This window comes from Agarivorans sp. QJM3NY_29, assembly GCF_050870835.2.
Classification (GTDB): domain Bacteria; phylum Pseudomonadota; class Gammaproteobacteria; order Enterobacterales; family Celerinatantimonadaceae; genus Agarivorans.
In genome coordinates this window covers 3,307,512-3,332,297 of the sequence record NZ_CP194036.2, presented here as the reverse complement: position 1 = coordinate 3,332,297, position 24,786 = coordinate 3,307,512, and the positions used below count along the sequence as shown (strand labels likewise).

At 49.0% G+C, this 24,786-nt stretch carries 26 protein-coding genes and 1 riboswitch; of the genes, 13 read left to right on the top strand and 13 right to left on the bottom strand.

Features of this window, described 5'->3' with window-relative positions:
• Positions 1-3: 3 nt before the first annotated feature.
• Genes ACRRS0_RS15145 through pduA form a run of 13 tightly spaced genes read right to left on the bottom strand, consistent with a single transcriptional unit; the run spans position 4 to position 10,800 of the window.
• The gene (locus ACRRS0_RS15145) at positions 4-1,404 is read right to left on the bottom strand and encodes an aldehyde dehydrogenase family protein (protein WP_432452369.1); all 1,401 of its coding nucleotides are present in this window, start codon (positions 1,402-1,404) and stop codon (positions 4-6) included.
• Positions 1,405-1,406: 2 nt separating this feature from the next.
• Positions 1,407-2,444 carry a cob(I)yrinic acid a,c-diamide adenosyltransferase gene (locus ACRRS0_RS15140; RefSeq protein ID WP_432452370.1) on the bottom strand — a complete coding sequence of 346 codons (1,038 nt, stop codon included), beginning with the start codon at positions 2,442-2,444 and terminating at the stop codon, positions 1,407-1,409.
• A gap of 6 nt (positions 2,445-2,450) precedes the next feature.
• Entirely contained in the window at positions 2,451-2,738 is a 288-nt protein-coding gene (locus tag ACRRS0_RS15135) for a EutN/CcmL family microcompartment protein (protein ID WP_432452371.1), read from the bottom strand.
• A 3-nt stretch (positions 2,739-2,741) separates the two neighbouring features.
• Positions 2,742-3,248, bottom strand: coding sequence for a PduM family microcompartment protein (pduM, locus tag ACRRS0_RS15130; RefSeq protein WP_432452372.1), 507 nt, complete (start codon positions 3,246-3,248; stop codon positions 2,742-2,744).
• A gap of 14 nt (positions 3,249-3,262) precedes the next feature.
• Positions 3,263-3,892, bottom strand: coding sequence for a phosphate propanoyltransferase (locus ACRRS0_RS15125; protein ID WP_432452373.1), 630 nt, complete (start codon positions 3,890-3,892; stop codon positions 3,263-3,265).
• Positions 3,889-4,587 (bottom strand): BMC domain-containing protein, encoded by a 699-nt coding sequence (locus ACRRS0_RS15120; RefSeq protein WP_432452374.1) that lies wholly within the window; start codon positions 4,585-4,587, stop codon positions 3,889-3,891. The genes ACRRS0_RS15125 and ACRRS0_RS15120 overlap by 4 nt, the downstream gene beginning before the upstream one ends.
• A 3-nt stretch (positions 4,588-4,590) precedes the next feature.
• Positions 4,591-4,959, bottom strand: a complete 369-nt coding sequence (locus ACRRS0_RS15115) for a glycerol dehydratase reactivase beta/small subunit family protein (protein ID WP_432452375.1) — start codon at positions 4,957-4,959, stop codon at positions 4,591-4,593.
• Positions 4,946-6,784, bottom strand: coding sequence for a diol dehydratase reactivase subunit alpha (locus ACRRS0_RS15110; RefSeq protein WP_432452376.1), 1,839 nt, complete (start codon positions 6,782-6,784; stop codon positions 4,946-4,948). Before ACRRS0_RS15110 ends, ACRRS0_RS15115 begins: the two co-directional genes overlap by 14 nt.
• A 47-nt stretch (positions 6,785-6,831) precedes the next feature.
• Positions 6,832-7,350, bottom strand: coding sequence for a propanediol dehydratase small subunit PduE (pduE, locus tag ACRRS0_RS15105; protein ID WP_432452377.1), 519 nt, complete (start codon positions 7,348-7,350; stop codon positions 6,832-6,834).
• 13 nt (positions 7,351-7,363) lie between these two features.
• Entirely contained in the window at positions 7,364-8,017 is a 654-nt protein-coding gene (locus tag ACRRS0_RS15100) for a propanediol/glycerol family dehydratase medium subunit (protein WP_432452378.1), read from the bottom strand.
• An 11-nt stretch (positions 8,018-8,028) separates the two neighbouring features.
• Entirely contained in the window at positions 8,029-9,693 is a 1,665-nt protein-coding gene (gene pduC / locus ACRRS0_RS15095) for a propanediol dehydratase large subunit PduC (RefSeq protein WP_432452379.1), read from the bottom strand.
• 19 nt (positions 9,694-9,712) lie between these two features.
• Complete coding sequence (pduB, locus tag ACRRS0_RS15090) at positions 9,713-10,519, bottom strand: propanediol utilization microcompartment protein PduB (RefSeq protein ID WP_432452380.1); 807 nt, start codon at positions 10,517-10,519, stop codon at positions 9,713-9,715.
• On the bottom strand, positions 10,519-10,800 hold the full coding sequence (gene pduA, locus ACRRS0_RS15085; RefSeq protein WP_432452381.1) for a propanediol utilization microcompartment protein PduA: 282 nt from the start codon (positions 10,798-10,800) through the stop codon (positions 10,519-10,521). Before pduA ends, pduB begins: the two co-directional genes overlap by 1 nt.
• 583 nt (positions 10,801-11,383) lie before the next feature.
• Between pduA and ACRRS0_RS15080 the strand changes: the two genes are divergently transcribed.
• The 13 genes from ACRRS0_RS15080 to cobU all read left to right on the top strand — a co-directional run bounded on the left by ACRRS0_RS15080 (position 11,384) and on the right by cobU (position 24,786).
• Positions 11,384-12,202 (top strand): MIP/aquaporin family protein, encoded by an 819-nt coding sequence (locus ACRRS0_RS15080; protein WP_432452382.1) that lies wholly within the window; start codon positions 11,384-11,386, stop codon positions 12,200-12,202.
• A gap of 128 nt (positions 12,203-12,330) precedes the next feature.
• Positions 12,331-13,245, top strand: a complete 915-nt coding sequence (locus ACRRS0_RS15075; protein ID WP_432452383.1) for a PocR ligand-binding domain-containing protein — start codon at positions 12,331-12,333, stop codon at positions 13,243-13,245.
• A gap of 27 nt (positions 13,246-13,272) precedes the next feature.
• Positions 13,273-13,406: riboswitch (cobalamin riboswitch) on the top strand.
• Between the two features lie 148 nt (positions 13,407-13,554).
• The gene (locus ACRRS0_RS15070; RefSeq protein WP_432452384.1) at positions 13,555-13,701 is read left to right on the top strand and encodes a hypothetical protein; all 147 of its coding nucleotides are present in this window, start codon (positions 13,555-13,557) and stop codon (positions 13,699-13,701) included.
• Positions 13,694-15,505, top strand: a complete 1,812-nt coding sequence (locus ACRRS0_RS15065) for a cobalt-precorrin-5B (C(1))-methyltransferase (protein ID WP_432452385.1) — start codon at positions 13,694-13,696, stop codon at positions 15,503-15,505. Before ACRRS0_RS15070 ends, ACRRS0_RS15065 begins: the two co-directional genes overlap by 8 nt.
• Entirely contained in the window at positions 15,505-16,755 is a 1,251-nt protein-coding gene (gene cbiE / locus ACRRS0_RS15060; protein ID WP_432452386.1) for a precorrin-6y C5,15-methyltransferase (decarboxylating) subunit CbiE, read from the top strand. The genes ACRRS0_RS15065 and cbiE overlap by 1 nt, the downstream gene beginning before the upstream one ends.
• Entirely contained in the window at positions 16,752-17,543 is a 792-nt protein-coding gene (cobI, locus tag ACRRS0_RS15055) for a precorrin-2 C(20)-methyltransferase (RefSeq protein ID WP_432452387.1), read from the top strand. The genes cbiE and cobI overlap by 4 nt, the downstream gene beginning before the upstream one ends.
• Before the next feature lie 6 nt (positions 17,544-17,549).
• A complete protein-coding gene (locus ACRRS0_RS15050) occupies positions 17,550-19,175 on the top strand; it encodes a cobalamin biosynthesis protein (RefSeq protein WP_432452388.1) in 1,626 nt (541 codons plus the stop codon).
• 57 nt (positions 19,176-19,232) lie between these two features.
• Positions 19,233-20,042, top strand: coding sequence for a precorrin-3B C(17)-methyltransferase (cobJ, locus tag ACRRS0_RS15045; RefSeq protein ID WP_432452389.1), 810 nt, complete (start codon positions 19,233-19,235; stop codon positions 20,040-20,042).
• Positions 20,042-20,830, top strand: a complete 789-nt coding sequence (gene cobM, locus ACRRS0_RS15040; protein ID WP_432452390.1) for a precorrin-4 C(11)-methyltransferase — start codon at positions 20,042-20,044, stop codon at positions 20,828-20,830. The genes cobJ and cobM overlap by 1 nt, the downstream gene beginning before the upstream one ends.
• Positions 20,823-22,190, top strand: coding sequence for a uroporphyrinogen-III C-methyltransferase (gene cobA, locus ACRRS0_RS15035; RefSeq protein ID WP_432452391.1), 1,368 nt, complete (start codon positions 20,823-20,825; stop codon positions 22,188-22,190). Before cobM ends, cobA begins: the two co-directional genes overlap by 8 nt.
• Positions 22,180-23,136 (top strand): adenosylcobinamide-phosphate synthase CbiB, encoded by a 957-nt coding sequence (gene cbiB / locus ACRRS0_RS15030; RefSeq protein ID WP_432452392.1) that lies wholly within the window; start codon positions 22,180-22,182, stop codon positions 23,134-23,136. Before cobA ends, cbiB begins: the two co-directional genes overlap by 11 nt.
• 89 nt (positions 23,137-23,225) lie before the next feature.
• On the top strand, positions 23,226-24,281 hold the full coding sequence (gene cobD, locus ACRRS0_RS15025) for a threonine-phosphate decarboxylase CobD (protein WP_432452393.1): 1,056 nt from the start codon (positions 23,226-23,228) through the stop codon (positions 24,279-24,281).
• Positions 24,265-24,786, top strand: coding sequence for a bifunctional adenosylcobinamide kinase/adenosylcobinamide-phosphate guanylyltransferase (gene cobU, locus ACRRS0_RS15020; RefSeq protein ID WP_432452394.1), 522 nt, complete (start codon positions 24,265-24,267; stop codon positions 24,784-24,786). Before cobD ends, cobU begins: the two co-directional genes overlap by 17 nt.

Here is a 24,786-nt window from a genome sequence, read left to right as displayed (position 1 = left end):
CAATTAGCGAATGGAAAATCCGTTATGCAGCACACAACGACGACTGCGAGCAAAGCTTCTTGCCGAAGTGGTTCCTTCACCCGTTGGAGTGGCAATCGTAAAGGTGGTGAAACCCTCTGCGCCGACTCCAATCCCGCCGTAAGAAGGACCATTTTTAACGAAAATAGAGGTTTGCATCATCTGGGCAACTTTGTTTAAGCGAGAGACATTTTGTGAATGCATGATCGCGGTATGATGTAAGTTGTTTTCAATGCGCAGAGAAAGCGCTAAGCCCGCTTCAAAGTCTTTCACACGAACTACTGGCATCACTGGCATTAACTGTTCTTCCAGCACAAATAAGTCATTTGCTTCGGCTTCAAAAATTACCAGTTCTGGTTCTTTTTCGGGGCAATGAATACCGGCAGCCTGCAAAATAGCTGCAGGGCTTTTACCAACAAACGCTTTATTCACGGTGGTCCCTTTAAAACAGGTATCGTGCAAACGCTGAATATCTTCAGGCTTGCTCACCAAGTAAGCGCCAAAGGCCTGCATTTGTTGGATCAATTGGTCGGCAACACTGTCGACCACCACCACCGATTTCTCTGCAATACAAGGCAGGTTGTAGTCCAGAGAAGCGCCCGCTACGATACTTTGAGCCGCATTAATAATTTCTGCGGTTTCGTCTACCAAACAAGGAGGGTTACCGGCACCTGCACCAATCACTTTTTTACCAGTTTTCATGGCTGAGGCGACAATCGCTGGGCCACCGGTGACTGCTAATAAGGCGATATCGGGGTGGGCCATCATGGCTTGAGTCGCTTCAATGCTCGGCTGTTTGGTGGTCACCACCAGATTGCGAATACCACAAGCTTTAAAGGCAATCGCTTCCATTTTTTGAATTAACCACAGTGATACTTGTTTGGCTCCGGGGTGAGGCGAGAAGTACACGGTATTGCCCGCTGCCAGCATGCTAATACAGTTATTGATAATGGTTTCGGTAGGGTTGGTACTGGGAGAAATAGAGCCAATGACACCGAAAGGTGAGTATTCAAATAACACCATACCGCCGTCACCAGTGAGCGCTTGAGTTGTTAAATCTTCCACCCCTGGGGTATTATCTAAGGCTGCTTGATTCTTTAGGATCTTGTGTTCGCTACAACCCATGCCGGTTTCGGCCGCCGCATCAGCAGATAGTTTAGGGATCAGCGGTGCAAGCTCTTTGCGAAAGGCATCGATGATCGCACTACGGGTTTTTAGCGGGCATTGTTGGTAGCGCTTGTAAGCTTGACTTGTTGCTTGAATGGCACAGTCAACATCATCAAATAGCGCGATGCTTCCGCTGTCGTTCGATTCTGGGCTTGGCGCTTGCGCAAATTTTTCGCTGATAATACTGCGAACGATGTTTTCTAATTCCATTGTGTCCATTGTTATTTATCCTCTAAATCTAAACCATGGATCGCTGCGAGAGCGATATCTATGTCTTGTGTGACGCTGCCACCGCTAATGCCGATGGCACCGATTAATTGGTGTGCTTGATACAAAGGGAAACCACCGCCAAAGGTGACGATTTTGCCATCGCAAATGGTTTCCAATTGATACAAATCTTGGCCCGGTTGAACTAGGGCGGAAAGCTGATGGGTTGGGCTTTTTAGGGCGATCGCACTATAGGCTTTCTTTGGTGCCAATTCGCTGCTCACCAATAGGGCGTCAGGCATCCGGTAGCTCATGATCATATTGCCGTGTTGATCCACAACGGCAATCACGATCGGTACTTGATGTTTCAAGGCTGCAGCAACGGCTTGTTGCATGATGCGATGCACGGTAACAAACCCTAGAGAATGTTCAGCCAGCTTAACCGATGCATTTTCTGGCAGAGTGTCGGGGGTTGATGTGTTGGTACTGGCCTTGAGGTATTCAGCAATCACTCGTTCAACCACTTCACTATATAAAACTTGCTGATCTTCGAAGCGAGCGATGGCATACAACAGATCAGACAAGCGATTGATGTATTTCAGCAACAGTGGTCGTAGCTCGGTGAATTGGGCAAGCTCAACCAAACGTCGTTCGGCGCGGCGTGCAATGGTTCGGCTAACATGAAGTCGACTACCTGCTTCAGAGCTACCGGGCAATACGAAACTGTTGACTGGGGGGAGGGCAGACATACAGCGGTCAATGGCTTGTTCCATGGCCGTGATATGTTCGGCCTCCAGCAAGCGTTGATTGGCTTTTATTGGACTGTTATCGGCACTAGCAACTTCGGCACCTAAGTAAAATAGTTGGTGTTCAATCGCTTCTATCAGCTGGATGTTACTGGCATCTCGCATCGCTTTGCTGGCCAGGCTCAGGCTCGCATTCAGTTCGTCTACGGTGCCGTAGGCATCGACTCTGATGTCTGATTTATGCACTCGCACGCCGCCCACTAATGAAGTTGAACCAGCATCGCCTTTTTTGGTGTAAATACTCATCGCAGGCTAGGCTCCTTGTTGATAACTGAGGGAGTCGACGATGCCGCAAACGGCTAAATCAACCGCTTCGTTGGCTCCATCCACAATCATTCTGGCGGATGAACTGCGGGTGACAAATACCAATTCACCTTCGCCTGCACCAACACAATCCACGGCGATTTCATCTGACCATTCGGGATTCGCTCGCTGTTGTTGGTCACCATTCACTCGGCGTACGATTAGCAACTTCTTACCCACTAAAGACGGTGATTTTTGAGTCGAAACAACGGAACCGACGACTTTTGCTAATTGCATGATTTACTCCGTTTTAATCAGTTGAATATGACGTTGAACCAAGTAGTCCTTGGCTAACTGCGTGACTAAACTCAGCTTGGGCGTGACCAGCCATTTTCCGTTGAGTTGCGCGACATGCTGGTAACTAATTAGTGCCCGAGTGTCTAGATGAATGGTTGCGCCGTGCTGATCACTCAGCGCAACTGGCAATACACTTAAGCCTTGGATCGGCAGTGCTGGGAGCAGCTGTTGATGCACGCTGATGTTGAGTTTGATGCCATAGGCAAAGGCATCTAACAGAGTCATCACGGCTGCTGGCGTCACTTGGCGTTTGCCCGCGGATGCCAGTTGTTGCAAAAACTGTAAATCGGCTAAGCACAAGGCTAAATGGCTGTGACAAGCATAAGTAGACGCCGATAGGCCCTTGGCTAAGATATCGAGGTCGACTTGATAGATTGAGCCTTCCCTTTGCTGAAGTTGTTGCAGCACGGCATCGACCAAGTAGCTTATGTTTAAGGCTTGAGTACTCACACTAGACTCCATGCTTACTTGAGCAAAATCGCGAAGGCGGAACCACTGCCAACATCGGCGGCATTGGCCTCATCGGTATCGATATGCATTTCAAGCTTCATATCGGGAGAAACGCGAATGGCTACATCATCAAAGATTGCTTTGCGCTGGGTGCCTTCAATGGCAATTTTCACAGAATCGCCGTCTTCTACTTGATAGAGCAGGGCATCGACTGGCGACATATGGATGTGGCGTAGGGCCACAATGACACCTTGTTCCAGCATTACTTCGCCGAATTCACTGACCAGTTTGACGCCAGGCGTGTCTTTGAGCTGCCCAGATAAACGCAAGGGCGCTTTTACCCCAATGCTACGGGCATCGGTGGCCGATAATTCCACTTGAGTTTTACTGCGCAATGGGCCGAGTACTCGTACCCTTTCAATGCAGCCTTTAGGACCGCAAAGGGTGACGATTTCTTCGGCGGCATACTGACCGGGTTGCAGTAACATCTTTTTGACCGTTAAATCACGGCCAGGAAATAGTTGTTGAAAATCGGCTGCTGCAAGATGAATATGACGGTTAGAAATACCGACCGGAATTGGCCGATTGCGCATTTCAAGCATCACATTTTCAATGGTTTTTCTGACGAGTATTTCGTCAATCATTTCACTTTTCCTCCATTAATACAGTCTCGTCTTGGCTCGCCTTTTTTTCTTGGACAAGCGATGTCGTGACATAAGTTACAGCTGGCGACTTGTGCCGACTCGGCTTGTTGATTTTGTTCGGTATCGAGTTCCGTTGCTGCTAATTCTGGCGCTTGTTCAGGCTGTTCAGTGTTTGTAGCGGCTGGCTCTGCTGTTGGCTCAAGCGGCTCTGTGCTTGCAGTGACTGGCTCCGTTGTTTGCTCAGGCAGCTCTGTGCTTGCAGTGACCGGCTCCGCATGTTGCTCCGGCAATTCTGTGACGACAGCGGTTGGTTCCACTGTTGGTTCTGGCTGGTCAATGATTGCAGCGGTAGGGCTTGCGGCTTTGGTCACACGACTCGCTTTCACTTTATTGGCAGCTGGCGCGGCTTTTGGCTTAGCGGGAGTGGGTAATGTCATCGCCAGCAGCTTCACGTCTGGGCGAGACAAAACTTTTTTCGAGACTAAACCACCACATTTTTCAGCGAGGGCTGCGCCAGTGCTAATGGCTGCTTGTACTGCTGCAACATCACCGGTAATTTTGATCAATGTCCAGCCAGAGCCCTTGCTGCTTTCCACATCTGCGATGCGAATAGCAGCCGATTTGGCCATGGCATCGGCAGTATTGATGGCGAGCGCTAATCCTTTCACTTCTAATAAACCGAGAGAGACTTTCACCTGTTATTCTCCTTGCTGGTAAAGCGTGTTCTTAAACGGAATACCTTTGACTAAACGTGCCGCATTGCTCCCCAACTCTCTGAGTTGACTTGGTGGCGGTGTGGGCGTTAATTGCGCTCGAAACAAAGGTTGCTGTTCGGGTAAGTTACGATGATGTACGATCAATTCCTGTGATGAGCAGGCAATGCCCACCGCCAGCGCTGATGCTTGTGCAGCACGATAGGCTCGATGGTTTATTTGCGGTTCATCATCATGGCGAATTTGGTAGGGGATCCCTTCTTCTTCAATCCCTAAAAGTACTTGTTGCCATGTTTCTGGAAAGTCAATTTCCGAACTACATATCAAGATGCTGGGCTTGTTATTCAATGTCATTGGTGGGGGCTCTTTTAGCTAAAGACAAAATTAAACCCGTGGCAACCGCGTTGCGTGGCCCTTCACAGCCACGAACATTGCCTTGGCCTGCAACCAGTTGGTAATGGGCAAGGGCGTCGGTCACTAATTGTGGCACTTCGAAGTCGAGTGAAGAGCCGCCGACCAAAACCACGAAAGGTATATCGCGAATGTTGCCCGTAGGGCTCACGGACTTGAGAGCGCGCAGAGAATTCGTGACAAAAACCCGAGATTTAGCGCTTTGCCGGATGGCCTTCACTTTTTCTAAAGTGAGTTCACCATCAAGCGGGATAAAGTTGTCTTCTTTGACCACCACCACTCGGGCAAAAACTTCCGAAGGCAGCGCTTTATCGAAGAATTGAACTGAGCCATCTTCGTGACGAATATGGAATAGGCTTTCGACTTTCGCGAGCGGATAACGTTTGATGTCTTCGGCTAAGTAGCGGTCTTGTAAATCCAATTCAGCGGCAATGATCATGGTGACCATTTCACCAGCACCCGCTAAGTGGATGGCAATGATGTCGCCTTTGCCATTTATGATGGAGGCATCGGTAGAACCCGCGCCTAAGTCGAGGATCGCCATCGGTTTATCGGTACCAGGGGTAGTGAGTGCACCTAAAATAGCTGCTTCGGCTTCGGCCCCTCCAATTTGTACCTCGATGTTTAGGGTGTGATGGATCTCTTCAGCGATGCGGGCCATCTGTAGATGATCTGATTTCACCATGGAGGCGATACCCACGGCATGCTCTAAGGAAAATTCACCAGCCAGACCGCCTTGTACATTCATGGGGACAAAGGTATCAACCGCCAGTAAGTCTTGAATAAATACTTCGTTGCTGGGTTTATTGGTGAGTTCGGCCATGGTTTGGCGAACATTCTCTAACATGCCACCAATGTTGGTGCCAGCTTCACCGGAAGCGTTATCTAAGTGTTCAAATGAGGTAACAGCGTCCATGATCGCTTCGCTACCTTGGGTAATATCAATATTGAGACTACGACCGCGACTAAATAAGGAAAGTTGTCCAGCGGGAATGGTCCGCGCTTTCACATCGCCTTTGGGCGTTTTAACCACCACCGCCGAACGCGTACCAATTAAGGCGCGCGCTACCGGCACCACGCTTTTGGTCTCTTCGGCACTGAGTGAAAATAGGGTGGCAATTCCATAAGGATTGGCCAGAGTTTTAATCACTTGGCCTTGCTGGGCAACTTCAATTGCGGCGCGCATCCCCATCGGGATTTTCTCAATGAAGCTGACCTCGTCAACGATTGGAATCACTTTGTCGAGGCGGTTATTGACCAACACGCCATCGTCATTTTGTAGAATTGCACCGACAATCTGGTAACCCGCTTGACTGGCGGCATTGATCATCTGGGCGGCATCGGCAAAGTCGATATTTTTTGGCACTACCAGCAGATAAGGTTCTGAACTGTCGCGCTTTAATAATTCATCAAAGGTAATCGTGATGCCTACGCCAACCCCTAAACCGCCAGGCGTTTTAGGGTTGTGGCCGATCATGGTTGACTCGGTGATGATGGTTTCGGTAATCATCTCCATGGCAACATCACCGATCACCGGCGTGGCTTCGTTAATACGGATAAGATTAAGATCCTCGAGGGCGATCCCAGCTTTGGCGACTAATTGATTTAGCGCTTTATAAATCCCCATGAGGTTTTGTTTAGTGCCTTTGATCCCAGTCGTTTCGGTAATCGAAGCACAGATGAACTGCACCTCATTACCCTCACTTTGTTTTGCTAAAGTGACTTCTGTGGATGAGTTGCCAATATCAACACCAACAATGTAGCTCATAATCTTTCCGTTTTTATTTTCAAATAATCTGTCGAATGAAAAAGAAATTAGTTGTCGCCTTTCAGTTTCTTTCTCGGTACGTAGAGTTCTGCAGCTTCTCTAACAAAATCGGCACAGATTTTTGCTTGGTACTTGCTCTCTAACTCTTGAGCAATGTCCATTAGCTCTTGCTTGCTTGAGCGGTAGGGACGCAGGGCATTGTAAATATCTAATACCTTGTCATCGGGTACCGCGGTGAGTTCAGCGGCACGCTCGAAGTTGAGCGCGAGTCGATCACGCCCAGCATCTCTTGCGACCTCAGCCTGAATTCTTAAAATTTCAGGGGTGATCCGCATGTCCTGATTGGTTACCGAGCCGTTTAACACGTTGGCAAGCGTGATGTCTTCGGCGGTTTTACCGGTTGGGGTTTTGATCCAGTCAGGATGTTTGGTGACTAAAGGGTAATCATCCACTGTGACTCCGCCGGAACTCTTCGGTGTTGCACTGGCACTCGGTATCGAGGCTTGCTGGTTGGTCATTTTTTCCAGCACGTCTCGAACCATTGATTCAATCGCTTCTGAATTCATTTCATCATCCTTATTAAACGGCAACTTTCAGTTCGACGGCTTTTTTACCAGTCACCACATGTTTGGTTTCTTTGATATGTAAGACTGCAGATTTGGCTTGATACTTAGGTCGCGCCATCTGATCGTTCATGGTAGGCACCGGTTGTGGTGTTTCACCTTTTGCATATTTGGCGGCGTTTTTACCTATGTGGCGATAGGTTTCCTGGGTGAGCAAAGGTGCCTGTGGAAATAGCTCTAAGTTAGAAAGTGGTGGCAAGCCTTTTTGGTGAATCACGGTGGTGCCCTTAGATTGGATCCCCACGCAAATACCAGAACCACATAACTCTTCACCTTCCACGGCAACAAAGGCCACATCCGATGATTTAAAGCAACGTACCACGCGCGCACTGAGACCTTCTTCTTCAATACCTGCAATCATTTCGCGTAAAATCGCTTGGTGCGGCACGCCAACAATGCTTTCGGTTTGTGATAAGCCAAAGGCTGGACCAACCGCAATGACAACTTCATCACGTTTGGTACTGATTTTTGCTTCGCCCATGTCTTGTAAAAAGCCTGAGCTTGCACGCTGATTCGGCGTGCTATCAAACGACACCGCTTGCGGCTGCGTTTGCATGTTGCCGATTACGTCTTCAATAATCTGACGCAATAGTTTTTCATTGATTTCCATAGTCAGCTTCCTTAATTAAACTCATTCGGGTCTAAGGCATTTGGAATGTTCTTCAACAGTTCCCAACGCTCACCTTCAAGTTGATAACCGGTACCGGGTCCGGCATAGTCATTGAGATGATTGACTGCAGAAAGGACTTGGTTGTCGCCAACGATGATGGCTGAGGTATGCAAGTAATCGCCGCTTAGTTTAGCTTTTTGGATATCCAACATATTTTGCGCGATATCTTCGAAACCGCCTTTTGCCAAGGCTTGCACTACTTCTAAACCCGTCCGGTTTTGATCAATGATTTCTTGTGCTGCTTTAATGTCTTCAACCATGTTGCGTTCTGGCATATCTTTAGAGCCGTGAGCGTAAGTAGCTGCCGTCACTTCTTCATCGGTGATGGCTGGTAGACCCATGCCTTTGAAGATGGCTTGTAAGGCGCGGGCAGCTTTGTTACGAGTCGCCACCACATCTTCTTCACGCACTGGGTTTAATCCGCCGTCAACTTTTAAGTCGCGTTGAATTACGTTGTAATCATCGAAATCTTCGGCATCTTCGTTAGAACCGGCAAACATGTTGTCGTAGTTTGGCGTTGCTGAATAACCAGAAGAAATAAAGTCAGTTCCAGGCAGAAACTGCATCAATAAACGCGCGGTACGGCGCATATCTGAGTGGGTAAAGGTTTGGTCGTTACTCGATGCACATTCTAAATCTAGCGCTGAACAAATTAAGTTTTCGGCCAATACTGCACGAATACCTGAAGGGACCGCTGAAGGAACACCAATACAGCTCACAGAGCCATTTTGTAAGCCTTGAACACCGGCTGCTTTGGTGATGTAGATACACCGCGCTTCCAGATATAGCATCGATTTGCCTTCGGCATAACCCATTTGAACTTCTGAGCCACTGCCAGAGGTAAAACGCATTTTTAGGCCACGAGAGGCATAAGAAGAGGCAAGAAAACCCTTCGACCAAGGCGTATCATCGCCGTCAGTAAATACCGGCTCTGTACCATAAACTGAAATAGTTTCGGCATAGCAGGTATGGCCTAACATGCCGAGCTTCAATTCGGTGGCTTCTTCTAATGAACATTGAGTTAATACCCCTGGACGGCCAACTTGTGAACCGACGAGTAAGGCAATGGCGTTAAACGGCGCGTAACGGGCAACCGCCACGGTGGTTTCTTGTTCATCAAAGCCACGTAATGCACCTTCGGCAGCATCCGCAGCAATTTGTACTGGGTTGTCTTTGATGTTGGTGACGTGAGCTTGTTGAGAAGGTGATTTTCTGGCGCGCATTTTCTGCATCGACATCATCATCTCAACTACATTCATATGTGACATTACCTGGACAATCTTGGCGGGTGTCATCGCGGTAGTCAGTGGCACAATTTCTTTGCGTGGCACATTTGGATCGCACAACATATTGGCGAGTTTCACCGAATCCATTGCCATCACTTTTTCAGCGTTGGCCAAGTTAATGCCGTAGCGGGCGATAAAATGGTCGATTAAATCGAAGTCGGCTTTGGTTTTGCCATCGAGCTCAACCACGTCACCATTGACTATTTTAATCGATGGTTTTGGATCATTCGGGCTATCCATTGCGATAAACCCTTCTTCGATCCACTCTTTCACAAAACCATCCTGGTTGACCGGGCGTTTTGCTAATGCTTCAAATCGTTTTGATTTCATGGAACAACCTCTGCGTGGCTTAGATGTAAGACGGACGATCGTTGCTTGGCTCGTCACCCATTGTTGCAAGTAGGGTTTTGCCAACTTCACGAGCTGAAATCACCGCTTGACGAACTGCGCCTGAGTCACCAGAAACCACTAAGATGGCTTCATTACTAAAGCTGGTTCCGTTGGCTGGGGAGCTATAAGCGACAGTTTCAACATTGGCTGATTTCACCGCTGTATCGGCCATCAATACGCCAACAGCCGCAGGGGCGCCAACAATGATGCCGCAGGCTTTTCCGAGTGGGGCTCCAAAGGCTTTCTCTAAGGCGTAACTGGCGCGAGCGCTGTATTGCAACTCAATATGACCGGCCTCATTGGCATATACATCGCCAAAGGTGCGGTCGAGTTCTTTAAGTGCGACTTCGATTGCGCGTCTTACGTCAGATACATCTTCGCCGCCAAATACGATTAAAGAACCATGACCTGCGCCACCTTTGGTATCGCGCGGTAGTTCAATGCTGACGACTTCAGTGTTGGTACTTTTTACCGCTTCATCGGCTGCCATAATGTGCGGGCCTGCACCGGTGCGGGCACCTAAAATACCGATAGAGCGGTAACGTTTCTCTAGCTTCATCGCGTCGAGTACTTCGTTATCGACATTCGCAATGACTAAGCCAATGGTGTCGCCAATTGCCGTACCGACAAATTCTGTTAAACCACAGGTTTTCTCGACCATTTTTTCGCCTCGTTGCTGGTTGGGTTGTGGAGGAGTTACATCCGTTTGATCATTTACTTTCGCCATCACCTGAGCCATGACGGTATCGACCAGGTTGCTGTTCATTATTCAAGTCCTTTTGGTAGAATTTTTTCTACGTCAGTATGGGGACGAGGAATTACATGAGTGGCGACGATTTCACCAACATTGGCCGCTGCAGATGAGCCTGCGTCAACGGCAGCTTTCACAGCACCCACATCGCCACGAACAATCACAGTGACTAAGCCTGAGCCAATTTTTTCGTAACCGACTAAATCGACGTTAGCTGATTTAACCATGGTGTCAGCGGCTTCAATTGCGGCGGTTAGTCCTTTGGTTTCAACCATTCCTAATGCTTCTTGTTGCATAATAAACCTCTATTTATATTTGCTATGTGTGAACAGACAGTAAAACTCTCGGCATTAATCTAGCCTTTGTTTAAGCAAAAAAATTGTCCATTTGAAGGTGTGGAATGGAAATAATCTGCGGTGCTGACAATAAAAATTTGTCATCAATTTGCAGGTTTAGACGGAATATAAAGGCTTTGCTCGTCATTCGGATAGGCGAATAAATCACTCAGTCCGACTTGTTGAAATCGAGACATTGGTTAAATAAATAGCGAAAACATGAGCTATACGACAATTAAAGAATTTGTTCATGACAAAAAAATAGCATCGGTGGCGTTGTGTTATCTCCATGAATATAAAAGATAAAAGTTAGGATGAGGTGTATTTAAAACAATTTTTTAGCATTCCTAAGGCGCAGAGTTACATTTACTTAGTGTATAGATGACAATTTATTAGCATGACATAAGATTATTCAGGATTAACATTAGCAGCGTGATTATTGGGTACCATCCATTTCTTGCTGAAACAATATAAATAACCAAAGCGATTAATTTATGGTGGTGCAAATTAAATTTTACTGAGAATACGAAGTGAAGGAATAGCTATGAAGGATTCATTAAAAGGCCAATGTATCGCGGAGTTTTTAGGCACTGGCTTATTTTTGTTCTTTGGCGCGGCTTGTTTATGCGCAGTCAAATTGGCAGGCGCACAATTTGGTTTATGGGAGATTTGTATTGTATGGGGCTTGGGGATTGCACTTGCAGTTTACTTAACCGCGGGAATTTCTGGGGCGCATCTTAATCCTGCGGTGACCGTGGGTTTATGGTTGTTTGCCAACTTTGATAAACAAAAAGTTGTACCTTACATTCTCGCCCAGGTCGCTGGTGCTTTCTTTGGGGTTGCGGTGTGCTATTTCATTTATGCGGATCTGTTTACGGTGTTTGAACAAAGCCATAATATGCTACGCGGCAGTGACGAAAGCCTGTATCTTGCGAGTATTTTTAGTACTTATCCACATCCCGATCTTCCGACTTGGCGTGCAGCCGCTGTAGAAGTGATTATTTCTGCGACCTTAATGGGTTTAATTTTAGCCTTAACTGATGATGGCAACGGCGTTCCCAAAGGGCCGCTGGCGCCGTTATTGATTGGGATCTTGGTGGCGGTGATTGGCGCTGCAACAGGCCCCTTAACTGGCTTTGCGATGAATCCAGCGCGTGATTTCGGTCCTAAAGTATTTGCCTTTGTGGCGGGTTGGGGAAAAGTGAGCTTTACCGGAGCACGTGAGCTTCCCTATTTTATTATTCCAATTGTGGCTCCGCTGATTGGTGCTTGTCTGGGTGGTGCTGGCTATCGCTACTTTATTACCCGTCATTTGGCCGATGATACCGAGACTGAAAAAGAGAGTGTTGTAGAAAGCGTTTAGCGTGATAAATATTTGGGTATCCGATGACTTAAATCAATGCTAAATCAAAGTTATAAATGTTCAATATTGTAAAGTCTGCGATGTTGTAATGGATGGTCATTCTAAATAAACAGGGAGTTGCTTAGACAATGAAACCAGATAGTTTTTTAGAATCTCAAGGTATTAATAAAATACTGCAAGATTTTGCCAATGCAACGGGCTTGGCGGTGGTATTGGTTGATATTGATGGACGTGAAGTGTCAGCCAGTTTTAACTTTACTGATTTTTGTCAACGGATCCGCCAGGACCCAGATTTATATGCCCGCTGTAAGAATAGCGATCGTTGTGGTGGTCTAGAAGCTTCTAAGGTGAATAAACCTTGTGTTTACCGTTGTCATGCGGGTTTGACTGATTTTTCAATCCCACTGGAGGTGAATGGGCACTTAGTTGGCTTTGTGCTTTGTGGTCAGGTTCGGGTGAATAACTTTGTATCTTTGGGTGATATTCAACCAGTGGATAAAAAATGGATGCAAAATGCCGAGTTAGTTGAAGATTATGAAAAAATCATCACGGTAGATTATCCCAAGTTATTTTCTGCAGCAGATTTATTAAAAACTTTGGTCGATGATTCAATTAAGAAACATTTGGATTTTGTGGTCATTAATGACAAGTATGATATAAAAAATATATTTAAATCGCATGATTCAAATCATTCTTATGATAGTAAAATAAAGAAAGCGGTTCGTTATATTGAAGCCCATTATTTTGAAGATATATCTTTAGAGGATATTGCTGATTATGTTTATTTAAGTCCACATTACTTTAGTAAATTGTTTAAGAAAGAAATGGGTGTGGGGTTTAATTCATACGTGAATCAGCAGCGTCTAATTGGTGCTAAAAAAATGCTACAGTATAGCGATTGGTCTATTTCTAGGATTGCTCACAATTTGGGTTACTCCTGCTCTAGCTATTTCTGTAAGGTTTTTAGAAATGCTTACAATATAACCCCTCAAGAATTTAGGAATAGTTTAAATCATGAGGGTGAAACGCTTGTTAATGTTTAGTTTTGTTGAGGGTTATATGTCTTAACGGATTTTTTAAAAATACTTAGTGCCAGTGTCCTTATTTGGTTAAAAGTGAATTAGGTTCAATTCCTAAGCTGTTCCCGCAACTGTAAGTGATCTCGTGATCACAAGCCAGAACCTGCTAAGTATTCAATGATAAAAGTTGGTGTAAATGTATTTCAAAGATTCTGGGCGGGATTTCTCAGTGAACGATTATTCTCATGAGTTCCTTCCGTGCTGTTTGTTTTTTAAGTGTCCGTCATTTATCGATGACGATTTACTTGGTTGTTAAACGAGGAAGGAATACTTGTGTCTATGCTAAACGCGGTGTTCGCCGTTGTATCGGCTAGTCTTGTCCTAAAAAGCCATCAATATCACACCGACCATTACTTTTGCGGTCGAGACGACCCCTATTTGGCGCTTATTGTTGATCCTGCGGGGGGCTCCCGTGGCTAGATTAAAGCGTTCTGCCAGTAATAAAGAACTGAGAGGTGGATATACCACCGGTGCCTGTGCGGCAGCCGCCGCACGCGCTGCGGTGAGGTGCTTACTCAGTCAACAGCCGGTTTCAGAAATCGAAATCCAGCTCCCGAATCGTGAATTTGTCAGTTTTGCCATTGCCAGTCTCAGTGGTTCTAGTCATGTTACCGCTGGAGTGATTAAGGACGCGGGGGATGATCCCGACTGTACTCATGGTTTAGAAATTCAGTGTACCGCGAGTTTATCGGGTCAACCGGGGATCCAAATCCGGGGCGGCAGCGGCGTTGCAACGGTCACTCTGGAAGGCTTGGAGCTTGCTGTGGGTGAACCGGCAATTAATCCGGTACCCCGGCAAAATATTATCGATATGGCGATGCTGGAATGGCAACCCTCAGCTGCGGCGCAGCAGGGTTCCTTGGGTTTAGAGTTGACGATATCGGTACCGGGCGGTGAACAAGCCGCCAAACAAACCATTAATCAACGTCTCGGTTTGATAGGTGGTATTTCTATTTTAGGCACCCGTGGCACGGTTAAACCCTTTTCAACCTCTGCTTTTGCGGCCTCAGTTCGACAAGCCATTCAGTTAGCGAAAACTCATCAGGCGGCACATGTAATTTTGACCACAGGCAGTCGCTCTGAACAGGCAGCGATGCAGCAATTTCCTGATTTAGCTAGCCTGGCTTTTATCCAAGCGGGGGATTTCATTGGGGTTGGTTTACGGGCGGCAAAACGTTATCGGGTCAAAAAAGTCACCATTGTTGCGATGATTGGCAAAATGGCCAAGTTGGTCTCGGGTCGGATGATGACCCATGTCTCCGGCCATGCGATTGATTTTGAGAGTTTGAGTGAATTGGCCAAGCAATCGGGCTTGGAATTGGCACTGTCTGAGCAGATCGCCAAAGCGAATACCGCAAGGCAAATGCTCGAGTTGATCCGCGACGAGTACCCACAACAATTTCTCAAGCTGCCCTTTTTTCTAAGAATGTGTCAGCAGGCGCAGCAGCATGCCCAACAATATACCGCTCAACAATTGCGCATCGAGCTGATGCTGATTGATTTTGATGGTCGCCCACTGGGGCATACCGAACCGTTTAAAAAATTTAAAGTAGTAAAGGAATCTCGGCCGATGGATAGAATGCAACAGATGACCGCTCGTGGTCATGAAATAGAGAATGACTCGTTCGCGATTATCGATCGCGAAATCGCCCAAATTCATGGCGGACATTCCTTCAGCGACAGTCAGTGGCCAGTGGTGCGGCGTGCCATCCATACCACTGGAGATTTTGAGTTTGCTCAATTGTTTAAGTTTAGCGCTGATGCCATTGTCTCGGGGGTGAATGCGCTCAAACAAGGTTGCCCAATTGTGAGTGATGTATCGATGATTAGCTCGGGGATTAGTGAGCAACGTTTATCGGTTTATCAAAATCAAGTGTATTGCTTTATTAGTGACAAAGGGGTGATTACCAGCGCCAAACAACATGGCGATACCCGTGCCGTCTGGGCGATGCGTAAGGCTCGGGATTTGGGTTTATTGGATGGTGCCATTATCGCCATTGGGAATGCGCCAACGGCACTGTTTGAAGTGCTTGATTTGGTTGAGAAAGGCGAAATAAAGCCTGCGCTGGTGATTGGGATCCCGGTGGGATTTGTGAAGGCGGCGGAATCTAAGCAGGCACTGATCGAGCAAGACCAAGTGCCTTATATTGCCAGTGTGGGCAGTAAAGGCGGCAGCCCGATAGTGGTGTCTGCGGTTCACGCCTTGTTATATCAGTCGGTGTAATGATGATGAATAACATTACGGTAGTCGGGGTGAACGAAGACGGTTGCATTAGCCTTTCCAGTCGCGCAGTAAATGCGATTGCACAGGCCCGGGTGGTGGCGGGGCATCCGCGTCATATGGCATGGTTTCCGCAATTTGACGGGCTATTTCTCGATATGAGCCAGGGTTTTAGTGAATGGTTGAACGAGTTAATTGATGAGAGCGAAGAGGGCGCAGTGGTGATTCTAGCTTCTGGCGACCCCTTATTTTACGGGATTGGTCATGCGCTACTCAAACGAGTGAAGCGCGAAGAATTGGCTTTTATTCCGGCCTTAAGCTCGGTCCAATTGGCCTTTGCCAAGTTGGCACTGCCTTGGTCGCAGGCTCAGTTCATTTCCTGCCATGGCCGAGCTCTGGCAGGCTTGGTGAGTCAAATGCAGCAAGCCAGTTTGTTTGCGATTTTGACCGATGATAAAAATCCCCCTCAGGTGATTGCTCAGCACTTAGCCAAGTTTAATCAAGCGGACTGGCGCTTAAGCGTGTGTGAGCAGTTAGCGGATGTAAATGAACAGATCAGTGAGTTTAGTGTGGCGCAATTAGCCGCCCACCCCGAGCCGTTTTCCCCCTTAAACCTGATTATCGCGCAGCGGCAAAGTGAACAGGTCTGGGGCGGCTATGGCCAGTTTTCTGAAGATAGTTGTTTTAGCAAACGGAGCCCACAACACGGTTTGATTAGTAAACAGCCAGTGCGTCATTTGGCGCTGGCCGCAATGAGAATTCGTCCCGCAGATACGGTCTGGGATATCGGTGCAGGCTCCGGTTCTATCGCTATCGAAGCGGCAAAATTTTGCTGGCAGGGCCAGGTATTTGCGATTGAATCTAATCCCGAGTGTTATGCCGGCATTGAACACAATATACACGCTCATAGCACCGATAATGTTTGTTTGGTGCAAGCAAAAGCACCGCAGGCGCTGCAAGATTTAGCCCCACCCGATGCGATTTTTATTGGTGGTAGTCGTGGGCAAATGCAGTTGATCCTCGACCATTGTTGGCAGGTGCTGAAGCCACAGGGTCGACTACTGATTTCGGCGGTTACCTTGGACACCGTGGCAGAACTTTACCAGTGGGGAAAACAGCAAAATCTGAGGTTTCAGGTGCAGTTGGTGAACGTGGCGCAAACGCAGCCGCTGGCTAACTATCAGCGCTATCAGGCGGAAAATCCTATTCATTTATTTTCGATTAGCAAACCAGTGTCAGGAGACCTATTGTGAATCAAGCAAAACATCATCATTACGGCCAACTCTACGCCGTTGGCGTGGGTACCGGCGACAGTGAGTTACTCACCTTGAAGGCGGTTCGTTTAATCAAACAGGCGGATATCATTGCCATCCCAGAAAAAACCAAGGGTAAGGCTGACTCCTTCGCCTGGCAAATTGTCGGTGGCGCGGTCAGTGAAGACGAACTCCATGGTGAAGCCTGCTTTTTACATTTTCCGATGACCCGTGACCCCTTGCAAAATGTGCCCGCCTGGCAAGCGGCGGCCGAGCAAATTCTTGGGTACTTGCAGCAGGGCAAGTCGGTGGTTTTTGTCACCGAAGGCGACCCATCGGTGTATAGCACCTGGGCCTACATTCAGGAAGAGCTGGCGGAGCTTGCCCCGAGCTTGGAACCGGTGATTGTGCCCGGGATTACCTCGATTACTGCGGTGCCCGCAGCCACCAAAATTCCTTTAGCCGATGGTCAAGAGCGTTTTTGTGTGGTTCCCGCCACCTATGGCATCGAGTGTTTAGCTAGCTTAGTAGAAGAATTCGACACGATTATTCTGATTAAAGCGGGACGAATGATTAGCCAGTTATCAGCCAAGTTAAAACTGCTGGGTTTGGAGGATGCGGCCACCTATGTGTCTCATGCCAGTAGTGAGCAGCAAGAAATCTATCATCGACTCGATGAGGTACCCACCGAGCATCGCTACTTCTCGATGGTACAGATTTCTATTCGTTCGCGCCGTGGCGTATTGCGCCACGCGGATGGCGCTTCGAAACATATTGCGGTGGCCTAAATCCCGATGAAACTAGCCATTTACGCCATTACCTTAAACGGCGCCAAGCAAGCCCGTCGGCTTGCCAAGCACTTACCCTTTGCCGAGCTATTTATCTCCGCGGTGGGTTTAGAGCTGTTTGACGCCACGCCAGAGCGGGTGAACCCCTTGTCGTTTCCCTTGAGCCAAGCGCTCAGTGAACGTTTTGCAGACTATGATGGACATATTTTCATTTGTGCGACCGGCATTGTAAGCCGAGTGATTGCACCCTTGATCCAGGATAAACGCCACGATCCTGCGGTGCTGTGTATTGATGAGCAGGCTAATTTTGTGATCCCGCTGTTATCGGGGCATCGAGGAGGGGCCAATCAACTGGCCGAACGTATCGCTTATGTACTGAAGGCGCAGCCAGTATTAACCACCGCCTCCGATGTGTCTGAAACCCTTGCGGTGGATATGTTGGGTGCGCCCTTTGCTTGGCAGCTCGACCCGACATGCGAGGCCTCAATTACTCGTGTTTCTGCGGCGGTGGTGAATCAGCAGCCAGTGGCAATCGTGCAACAAGCGGGTGATAAACGCTGGTGGACCTTCGAGAAACGGATGCCTGCTCATTTGATTTGTCACAGCAAACTTGACGATTTGTCGGCAGCGGACTTTCACGGGGCAGTGTTAATCAGTGATGACTTAAGCCCTATTGCTGCGGGTTGGCAAGATAAGCTGGTGTTATGGCGGCCAAAGTCGCTGGTCTTGGGGATTGGTTGTGACCGAAACACGCCATTGGCGGTCATTGAGGCCGGGCTTGCGCAGTTTAGCCAACAGTTTCATCTGAGTCTGGATTCGGTGGTGGGATTTGCCAGCATCGACCTCAAAGCCGATGAGTCGGCCTTGCTCGCCTTATCGGCTAAGCGACAGTGGCCGTTTGTGACTTATCCGGCTCCCCAGCTTGATGGTTTAGCTGGGGTGGAAAATCCTTCAACCTATGTGAAAAAAATCACCGGGAGTGATTCGGTCGCCGAAGCTGCGGCATTACGCCAGGCCCACAGTGAGCAGCTACTTGTAAGTAAGTGGGTGTTCACTCAGCAGGGATATAATCTTACCTTAGCCTGTTGCCGCTTGCGCTTTAGTGAACCGCTTAAGCAACAACAACGGAAAAATTGGTTTGGCCAAGCGCGCCATGGCGCAGAGCCTAAACTGAACGCGCATGGTAATCCGGTTGTTGAAGGCTGCCGCTGCAAGCCTGAGCATGTCGACTTAAATCGTCCAATGTTGCATCACCGTCAACATATCTTTTTATGTGAAGGTAGTCGTTGCGCCAAGGCCGGCAGTCAATCTTTAGCCCACGACTTGCGCGCTATTCTGAAGACGATGGGTTTGGCCAGTGGTGAACAGCGGATCAAAATCAGTCGTAGCCATTGCGTTGGTGCTTGTCGACAGCGTGCCACTATGGTGATTTATCAACGCCATGTGGATCCGGCCAGTCAGGCCAATCACGCTTTATGGTTAAAAAATATTGAACAGTTTTCTGAGGCGCAATGGAAAACGCTATTTCAAGCGCTGGCCGAGGATCGGCCTTTGCGGGCGTTATTTTCCGTGGAACATTTTGCCGCCGTTGAAGATATCCTTGAGCGACAATCGGGAGTCGCTGCATGTTAATCAAATATGGGTTCAAAAGACCACTTCAAATGAAGTTGGCAAAGCAGGAGCAAGCTTTTGGCTAAGTTATATTTAGTGGGTTTAGGCCCTGGCAGCTTAGATTTGATGTCGGTGAAGGCCCAGCAGGTGATTCGGTCGGTTGACGTGGTGGTGGGTTACGGCTTGTACATCAAATTGATTCAGCCCTTATTGGGTCAGCAAACCATTGTACGCAGTGGTATGACTAAAGAGTGGCAACGTGCCGATGCCGCGATATCGCAAGTGCAGTTAGGTCACAATGTGGCGATGGTTTGTTCGGGTGACGCGGGGATGTACGCCATGGCGCCGCTGATCCTCGAGTTAGTGAGCACCAACGATCTTAATATTGAGCTGGAAATTGTGCCCGGAATTACCGCCGCCAATGCCTGCGCTTCTTTAGTCGGAGCCCCATTGGGCCACGATAGTTGCACTATTTCCTTATCGGACTTACTCACCCCCTGGCCAGTCATTGTGAAGCGCATTGAAGCGGCGGCACTTGCCGACTTTGCGATTACTTTTTATAACCCACGTTCACGTAAGCGCCAGCAACAGATTGTTGAAGCACAGCAAATTTTGCTGCAACACCGTCACCCCAAAACCCCGGTGGCGATTGTGAATGCGGCTTATCGCCCAGAGCAGTCGGTGCAATTATCGACTTTGGACAAATTTACTGACTTAGAGTTTGCCATGAACGCTGCGGTGATTGTTGGCAATAATAGCAGTTTTCGTTTTAAAGATTGGATCGTAACCCCGCGTGGTTACGACAACAAATATACCTTGCAAGATGGTGAAACCCGAGACGGACAAACGCCCGGGCGGGCACTACAGCAGCGACAAGAGGAACAGTGATGACGGTATTTTTTATTGGTGCGGGGCCCGGTGACCCGGATCTGATTACGGTGAAAGGCGCGAAGTTGGTCGAGACTTGTCCAGTGGTGCTGTATACCGGCAGTTTAGTGCCCAAAGCGGTGATTGAGCGTGCGCGCGTCGACGCTTTAGTTTTGAATTCTGCAGATATGGATCTGGATGCTATCACTCAGGTTTACCTTGAGGCGAAGCAGCAAGGCAAGGATGTGGCCAGAGTGCAAACTGGCGACCTATCGATTTATTCTTCGCTGGCCGAGCAGGTTCGCCGTTTGGATGCGCTGGAGATTGATTGGCAGGTGGTGCCGGGAGTGTCTTCGTTTCAAGCATCCGCCGCTGCGCTCGGTCAGGAACTGACCCTGCCTGAGCAGTGCCAAACCATTATTCTAAGTCGCATGTCGGGGCGCACTCCGGTGCCGGAGAAGGAAAACCTTAAATCTTTGGCGCAGCACGAAGCCACCCTGTGTTTGTTTCTCAGCGCAACTTTGATCCGTAAGGTGGTCCGTGAATTGAGTGAAGTTTATCCCTTGAGCTGGCCAGTGGCGGTGGTTGAAAAGGCCTCACATCCAGAGCAACGGATCATTCGGGGTACGCTGGCCGATATTGCCGACAAGATGCATCAGGCGAAGATCCGTTCCACAGCGATGATCATCGTGAGCAAGGTTTTGGCCATCGATGATTTTGTCGATTCAAAGTTATATGACCCCAGTTTTTCCCACGCCTGCCGTCAGGCAAGCATTGCGCCGTTAAGCGAGGAGGCTTTCGATGAGTAAGGGTAAAGTTTATCTAATTGGTGCGGGTCCCGGCGATCCCGGCCTACTCACCTGTCGCGCCAAACAACTACTCAGTGATTGTGATGTGGTGTGCTACGACAAACTGGTGAGTGCCGCCATATTATCGGTGGTACCTGCGCATGTGCAGCTCTATCAGGTGGGCTATCGTGGCTATCAGGGCTGTCATATTGATTACGGGATGCATCCCGATGTATTGGCTTTCGCCCATTCAGGTAAACGAGTGGCGCGTTTAAAAGCGGGCGACCCTTGTATTTTTGGTCGAATGACCGAAGAATGCCGCGATTTGGAAGCTCATCAGATTGACTACGAGTTAGTGCCCGGCATCACCGCTGCCTTAGGTGCTGCTGCCTATTCTGGCTTTCCTTTAACCAGTGGCGGGATCGCTTCGAGTGTGACCTTTGTGAGTGGTCATAAATCTAGTGATAGCATTGCTTCTTGGGGTGCGCTTGGACAAGACGGCGGCACTCTGGTGTTGTATATGGGGGCTAAACAATTGGCCAAACATGTGCAGAATTTTATTCGTCAGGGACGCTCGCCAGAGACGCCGATCGCGCTGATATTTTCGGCGACTAGTGCCGACCATCACTGTGTTGTGGCGACGCTGGCGAGTATCGCCGATAAAGTCGCAGGCTTACAACAGGCTGGCCCTGCTTTAGTGATTGTTGGAGAAGTGGTTGCCCAAGCCAAGGAATTTGACTGGTGTGCTCGTTTGCCCTTGTTTGGCTCAAGAGTGCTGCTGTGTGGTGACTACCCACAACAGCAGGCGATTTCCGAGCTTGGGGCTGAGGTGATTCAGGTGGATAGTTTACCTTGCGAGTCGAGCATTCATGCTGAAGATTGGCGATTTTTTGCCAATCAAGTGGAGCTGGGATTTGCCGATCTAAGTAGTTTTAAACTGTGGTGGCAGAGCTTAAAACAGCAGCAGCGGGATATTCGTCAATTTAGGATGCCAATGGGGAGTGATGATCCAGCGGTTTGTCGGGCTTTAGAAGCGTTGGGGATTGCCCCTGCAGTACTGTCGGAACATGCATTGATCTTAACGCTGGATGCCTTGGAGCGAGATCCTAACAGTCGTTACCACAATATTGGTCAGCGATTGAGTCAAGCCTTGGCTTATCCATTGCCGTCGGTTGACTGGTTATTGGTGGAAGATAGTGCGATTGCCGCCTCGCTCTATAAACATCATGCCGAGGCCCTGCAAGGAGCCAAGTTGATCGCCTTGAATGAGCGGGTCCGGGATTGGGCTACTCAGCAAGGCCATGTACTTGGTGAAGCCGAAGCGCTGAGCCTGTTTGATTTACCCGAGGCCTTGGTATACGAGGCCGCCGATGTGGCTTGAAGCGCTCCTCGCCGATCGAAGTTTAGCCAGCGCATTGGCCTTACTGCTGGCGCTGGGTTTAGATAAAGCCCTAGGCGAGCCTAGCCGTTGTCATCCTTTGGTCGTGTTTGGCAATTTGGCGCAATACATTGAGCGGCGCTGTCGCGCGATGGTTTGCTTGAGTGAAAAACAACAAGGTGCTTTGGCTTGGAGCTTCGCGGTGCTGCCGCCGGTATTGCTATGCTTTGGCGCTTGTCATTGGCTGTTGGTGCGCTCGCCTTTGGCGTGGTTTGTCGCCAGCAGCCTGATCCTCTATCTAAGTATGGGTGGCCGTAGCTTAAGTGAACATGCCCAACAGATTTATCGGCCTTTACAGCAGGGCGATATGGCGCAGGCGCGGTATCAGTTGGCGCAAATCGTGAGTCGTGATACCGAGCGTATGGATGCCACTGCGATTAGCTCATCGACCATCGAATCGGTGCTGGAAAATGGGAATGATGCGGTGATCGCACCGATGCTTTGGTTTGTGCTCTTGGGCGCACCTGGTGCGTTGTTATTTCGCTTAGCCAATACCTTGGATGCGATGTGGGGCTATAAAACCTCTCAGTATTTAGAGTTTGGTTATGTTAGTGCCAGACTCGATGATCTACTGGCATGGCTGCCCGCACGGCTCACTGCGCTGAGCTATGCGGTTCAGGGCGATTTCAAATTGGCGCTACAGTGCTGGCAACAGCAGGCTCGGCATTGTGCCAGCCCCAATGGAGGCGTCACCATGACCAGCGGAGCTGGCGCTTTGGGGATCAGTATTGGTGGGCCCACCTATTATCATGGCGTGCTGCACCAAAAGCCGCCGATGGGGCATGGGCCTTTATCACCGCCACAGGCAATTCCAAGGGCTATTGCCTTGGTTGAAAGGGGCTGCATTGGCTTAGCGCTGGTGTGGTTGATTTGGCTATTGGCCTGCTGAGCTTTGGGCTTGGCATTGGTTAATTGATGAGTTGATTGAGTTTTTGGTGAACGGAAGTTTGAGGGGATGACTTGATTGAGGAGCAGAGAATGAAGGCAGTCGCGCCACAGCATGGTGGGAATTTGCGTGAGCAGGTGGCTCGTTACGGCGGAGCATTGACCGACTGGCTGGATCTTTCCACTGGGGTGAGCCCTTTTGCCTATCCGGTGGGCAGCCTGCCTGCCGAGGTTTGGCAGCATTTGCCGCAAATCGATGACGGTTTAGAACAGGCCGCTCTTCGTTATTATAATGCGCCGTTTAAACCGCTGGCGGTGGCTGGCTCTCAGGCGGCGATTATGGCCTTACCTAGTATTATTTTGGCGCGTCTCGAGTGTTCCAAGGCCGTGGTGGCGCTGCCTAGAGTTGGCTATAAAGAGCACCAACATGCTTGGCAACAGTGCGGCGGGTGCGAGTTGCTGTTTTATGATGATTTCCCTAGCCCGCAGCTGGTGGCTCGCAGCGATGTACTGGTGGTGATCCATCCCAATAACCCAAGCGGGGAGCGCTATTCGGTGCAGCAACTGCTTGAGTTGCGCCAGCATCTGGCTGCCAGAGGCGGGTATTTACTGGTGGACGAAGCCTTTATGGATTGCACACCGCAGTGCTCGTTATTGCACCCTGAGCTGGATTTATCGCATCTGGTGGTGCTGCGCTCGGTAGGTAAATTTTTTGGTTTAGCAGGGGCACGGGTTGGTTTTGTATTTGCCGAGCTGGCCATGCAGGTAGCGTTGGCGCATCGGCTGGGTCCTTGGACGGTGGCTGGTCCTTGTCGCTGGGTGGTACAACAGGCACTGCTCGATAAACCCTGGCAGCAGCAAACCAAGCGTGCGTTAGGCGTAGCCTCGCAGCGCCTTAATCAATTATTAGCGAAATATTTAAACTGTCGGCTGGCGGGCAGCCAGCTATTTACCAGCGCTTATCTGGTGCAAGCAAGTGACTGGCATAGGCAACTCTGTGAAGCCCAAATTTACACCCGTTTATGTGACGAAGGGGATGCGCTGCGCTTTGGTTTACCCGCCAGTGAGGCTGATTGGACAAAATTAACCAAGGCGTTGCAACAGCTAAGCCACGCCATCAAGGAGACCAGCGATGGCGAATCGGATTGAACTAGTTTTGGGTGGTGCCCGTTCCGGGAAAAGTGCTTACGCCGAGCAACAGGCGCAGCTATCGGGCAAAAGCGTGATTTATCTTGCCACCTCTCAGGTGCGTGATCCCGAGATGGCGCAGCGGGTGGCAATGCATCAACAGCAGCGTCCAGCCCACTGGCAAGTGATTGAAGAGCCAGTTGCATTGTCCGAGGCATTACTCGCCCATAGCCGCGCCGATAATTGCATTTTGGTGGATTGTTTAACCCTGTGGTTGAGCAATTGCCTGTTTGAGTTTGACCAGGTGCAATGGCCCGAGCGTAAGCAAAGTTTACTGACCAGCTTGGCCCAACTTCCCGGACAAGTGATTTTAGTTAGCAACGAAGTGGGTTGTGGCATTGTGCCGATGGGTGAGTCATCGCGTCGTTTTGTAGATCAAGCTGGCTGGCTACATCAAGCGATTGCAGCCCAAGTAAACAAGGTGACGTTGGTCACCGCTGGCCTTCCCATGCATCTCAAAGGATGA

What these genes read in the sequence shown, in the direction of transcription:
- ACRRS0_RS15145 (WP_432452369.1), bottom strand. Translation starts at nt 1,404, where the DNA reads ATGGACACAATGGAATTAGAAAACATCGTTCGCAGTATTATCAGCGAA.
- ACRRS0_RS15140 (WP_432452370.1), bottom strand. Translation starts at nt 2,444, where the DNA reads ATGAGTATTTACACCAAAAAAGGCGATGCTGGTTCAACTTCATTAGTG.
- ACRRS0_RS15135 (WP_432452371.1), bottom strand. Translation starts at nt 2,738, where the DNA reads ATGCAATTAGCAAAAGTCGTCGGTTCCGTTGTTTCGACTCAAAAATCA.
- ACRRS0_RS15125 (WP_432452373.1), bottom strand. Translation starts at nt 3,892, where the DNA reads ATGATTGACGAAATACTCGTCAGAAAAACCATTGAAAATGTGATGCTT.
- ACRRS0_RS15115 (WP_432452375.1), bottom strand. Translation starts at nt 4,959, where the DNA reads ATGACATTGAATAACAAGCCCAGCATCTTGATATGTAGTTCGGAAATT.
- ACRRS0_RS15110 (WP_432452376.1), bottom strand. Translation starts at nt 6,784, where the DNA reads ATGAGCTACATTGTTGGTGTTGATATTGGCAACTCATCCACAGAAGTC.
- pduE (WP_432452377.1), bottom strand. Translation starts at nt 7,350, where the DNA reads ATGAATTCAGAAGCGATTGAATCAATGGTTCGAGACGTGCTGGAAAAA.
- ACRRS0_RS15100 (WP_432452378.1), bottom strand. Translation starts at nt 8,017, where the DNA reads ATGGAAATCAATGAAAAACTATTGCGTCAGATTATTGAAGACGTAATC.
- pduC (WP_432452379.1), bottom strand. Translation starts at nt 9,693, where the DNA reads ATGAAATCAAAACGATTTGAAGCATTAGCAAAACGCCCGGTCAACCAG.
- pduB (WP_432452380.1), bottom strand. Translation starts at nt 10,519, where the DNA reads ATGAACAGCAACCTGGTCGATACCGTCATGGCTCAGGTGATGGCGAAA.
- pduA (WP_432452381.1), bottom strand. Translation starts at nt 10,800, where the DNA reads ATGCAACAAGAAGCATTAGGAATGGTTGAAACCAAAGGACTAACCGCC.
- ACRRS0_RS15080 (WP_432452382.1), top strand. Translation starts at nt 11,384, where the DNA reads ATGAAGGATTCATTAAAAGGCCAATGTATCGCGGAGTTTTTAGGCACT.
- ACRRS0_RS15075 (WP_432452383.1), top strand. Translation starts at nt 12,331, where the DNA reads ATGAAACCAGATAGTTTTTTAGAATCTCAAGGTATTAATAAAATACTG.
- cbiE (WP_432452386.1), top strand. Translation starts at nt 15,505, where the DNA reads ATGATGATGAATAACATTACGGTAGTCGGGGTGAACGAAGACGGTTGC.
- ACRRS0_RS15050 (WP_432452388.1), top strand. Translation starts at nt 17,550, where the DNA reads ATGAAACTAGCCATTTACGCCATTACCTTAAACGGCGCCAAGCAAGCC.
- cobM (WP_432452390.1), top strand. Translation starts at nt 20,042, where the DNA reads ATGACGGTATTTTTTATTGGTGCGGGGCCCGGTGACCCGGATCTGATT.
- cobA (WP_432452391.1), top strand. Translation starts at nt 20,823, where the DNA reads ATGAGTAAGGGTAAAGTTTATCTAATTGGTGCGGGTCCCGGCGATCCC.
- cbiB (WP_432452392.1), top strand. Translation starts at nt 22,180, where the DNA reads ATGTGGCTTGAAGCGCTCCTCGCCGATCGAAGTTTAGCCAGCGCATTG.
- cobD (WP_432452393.1), top strand. Translation starts at nt 23,226, where the DNA reads ATGAAGGCAGTCGCGCCACAGCATGGTGGGAATTTGCGTGAGCAGGTG.
- cobU (WP_432452394.1), top strand. Translation starts at nt 24,265, where the DNA reads ATGGCGAATCGGATTGAACTAGTTTTGGGTGGTGCCCGTTCCGGGAAA.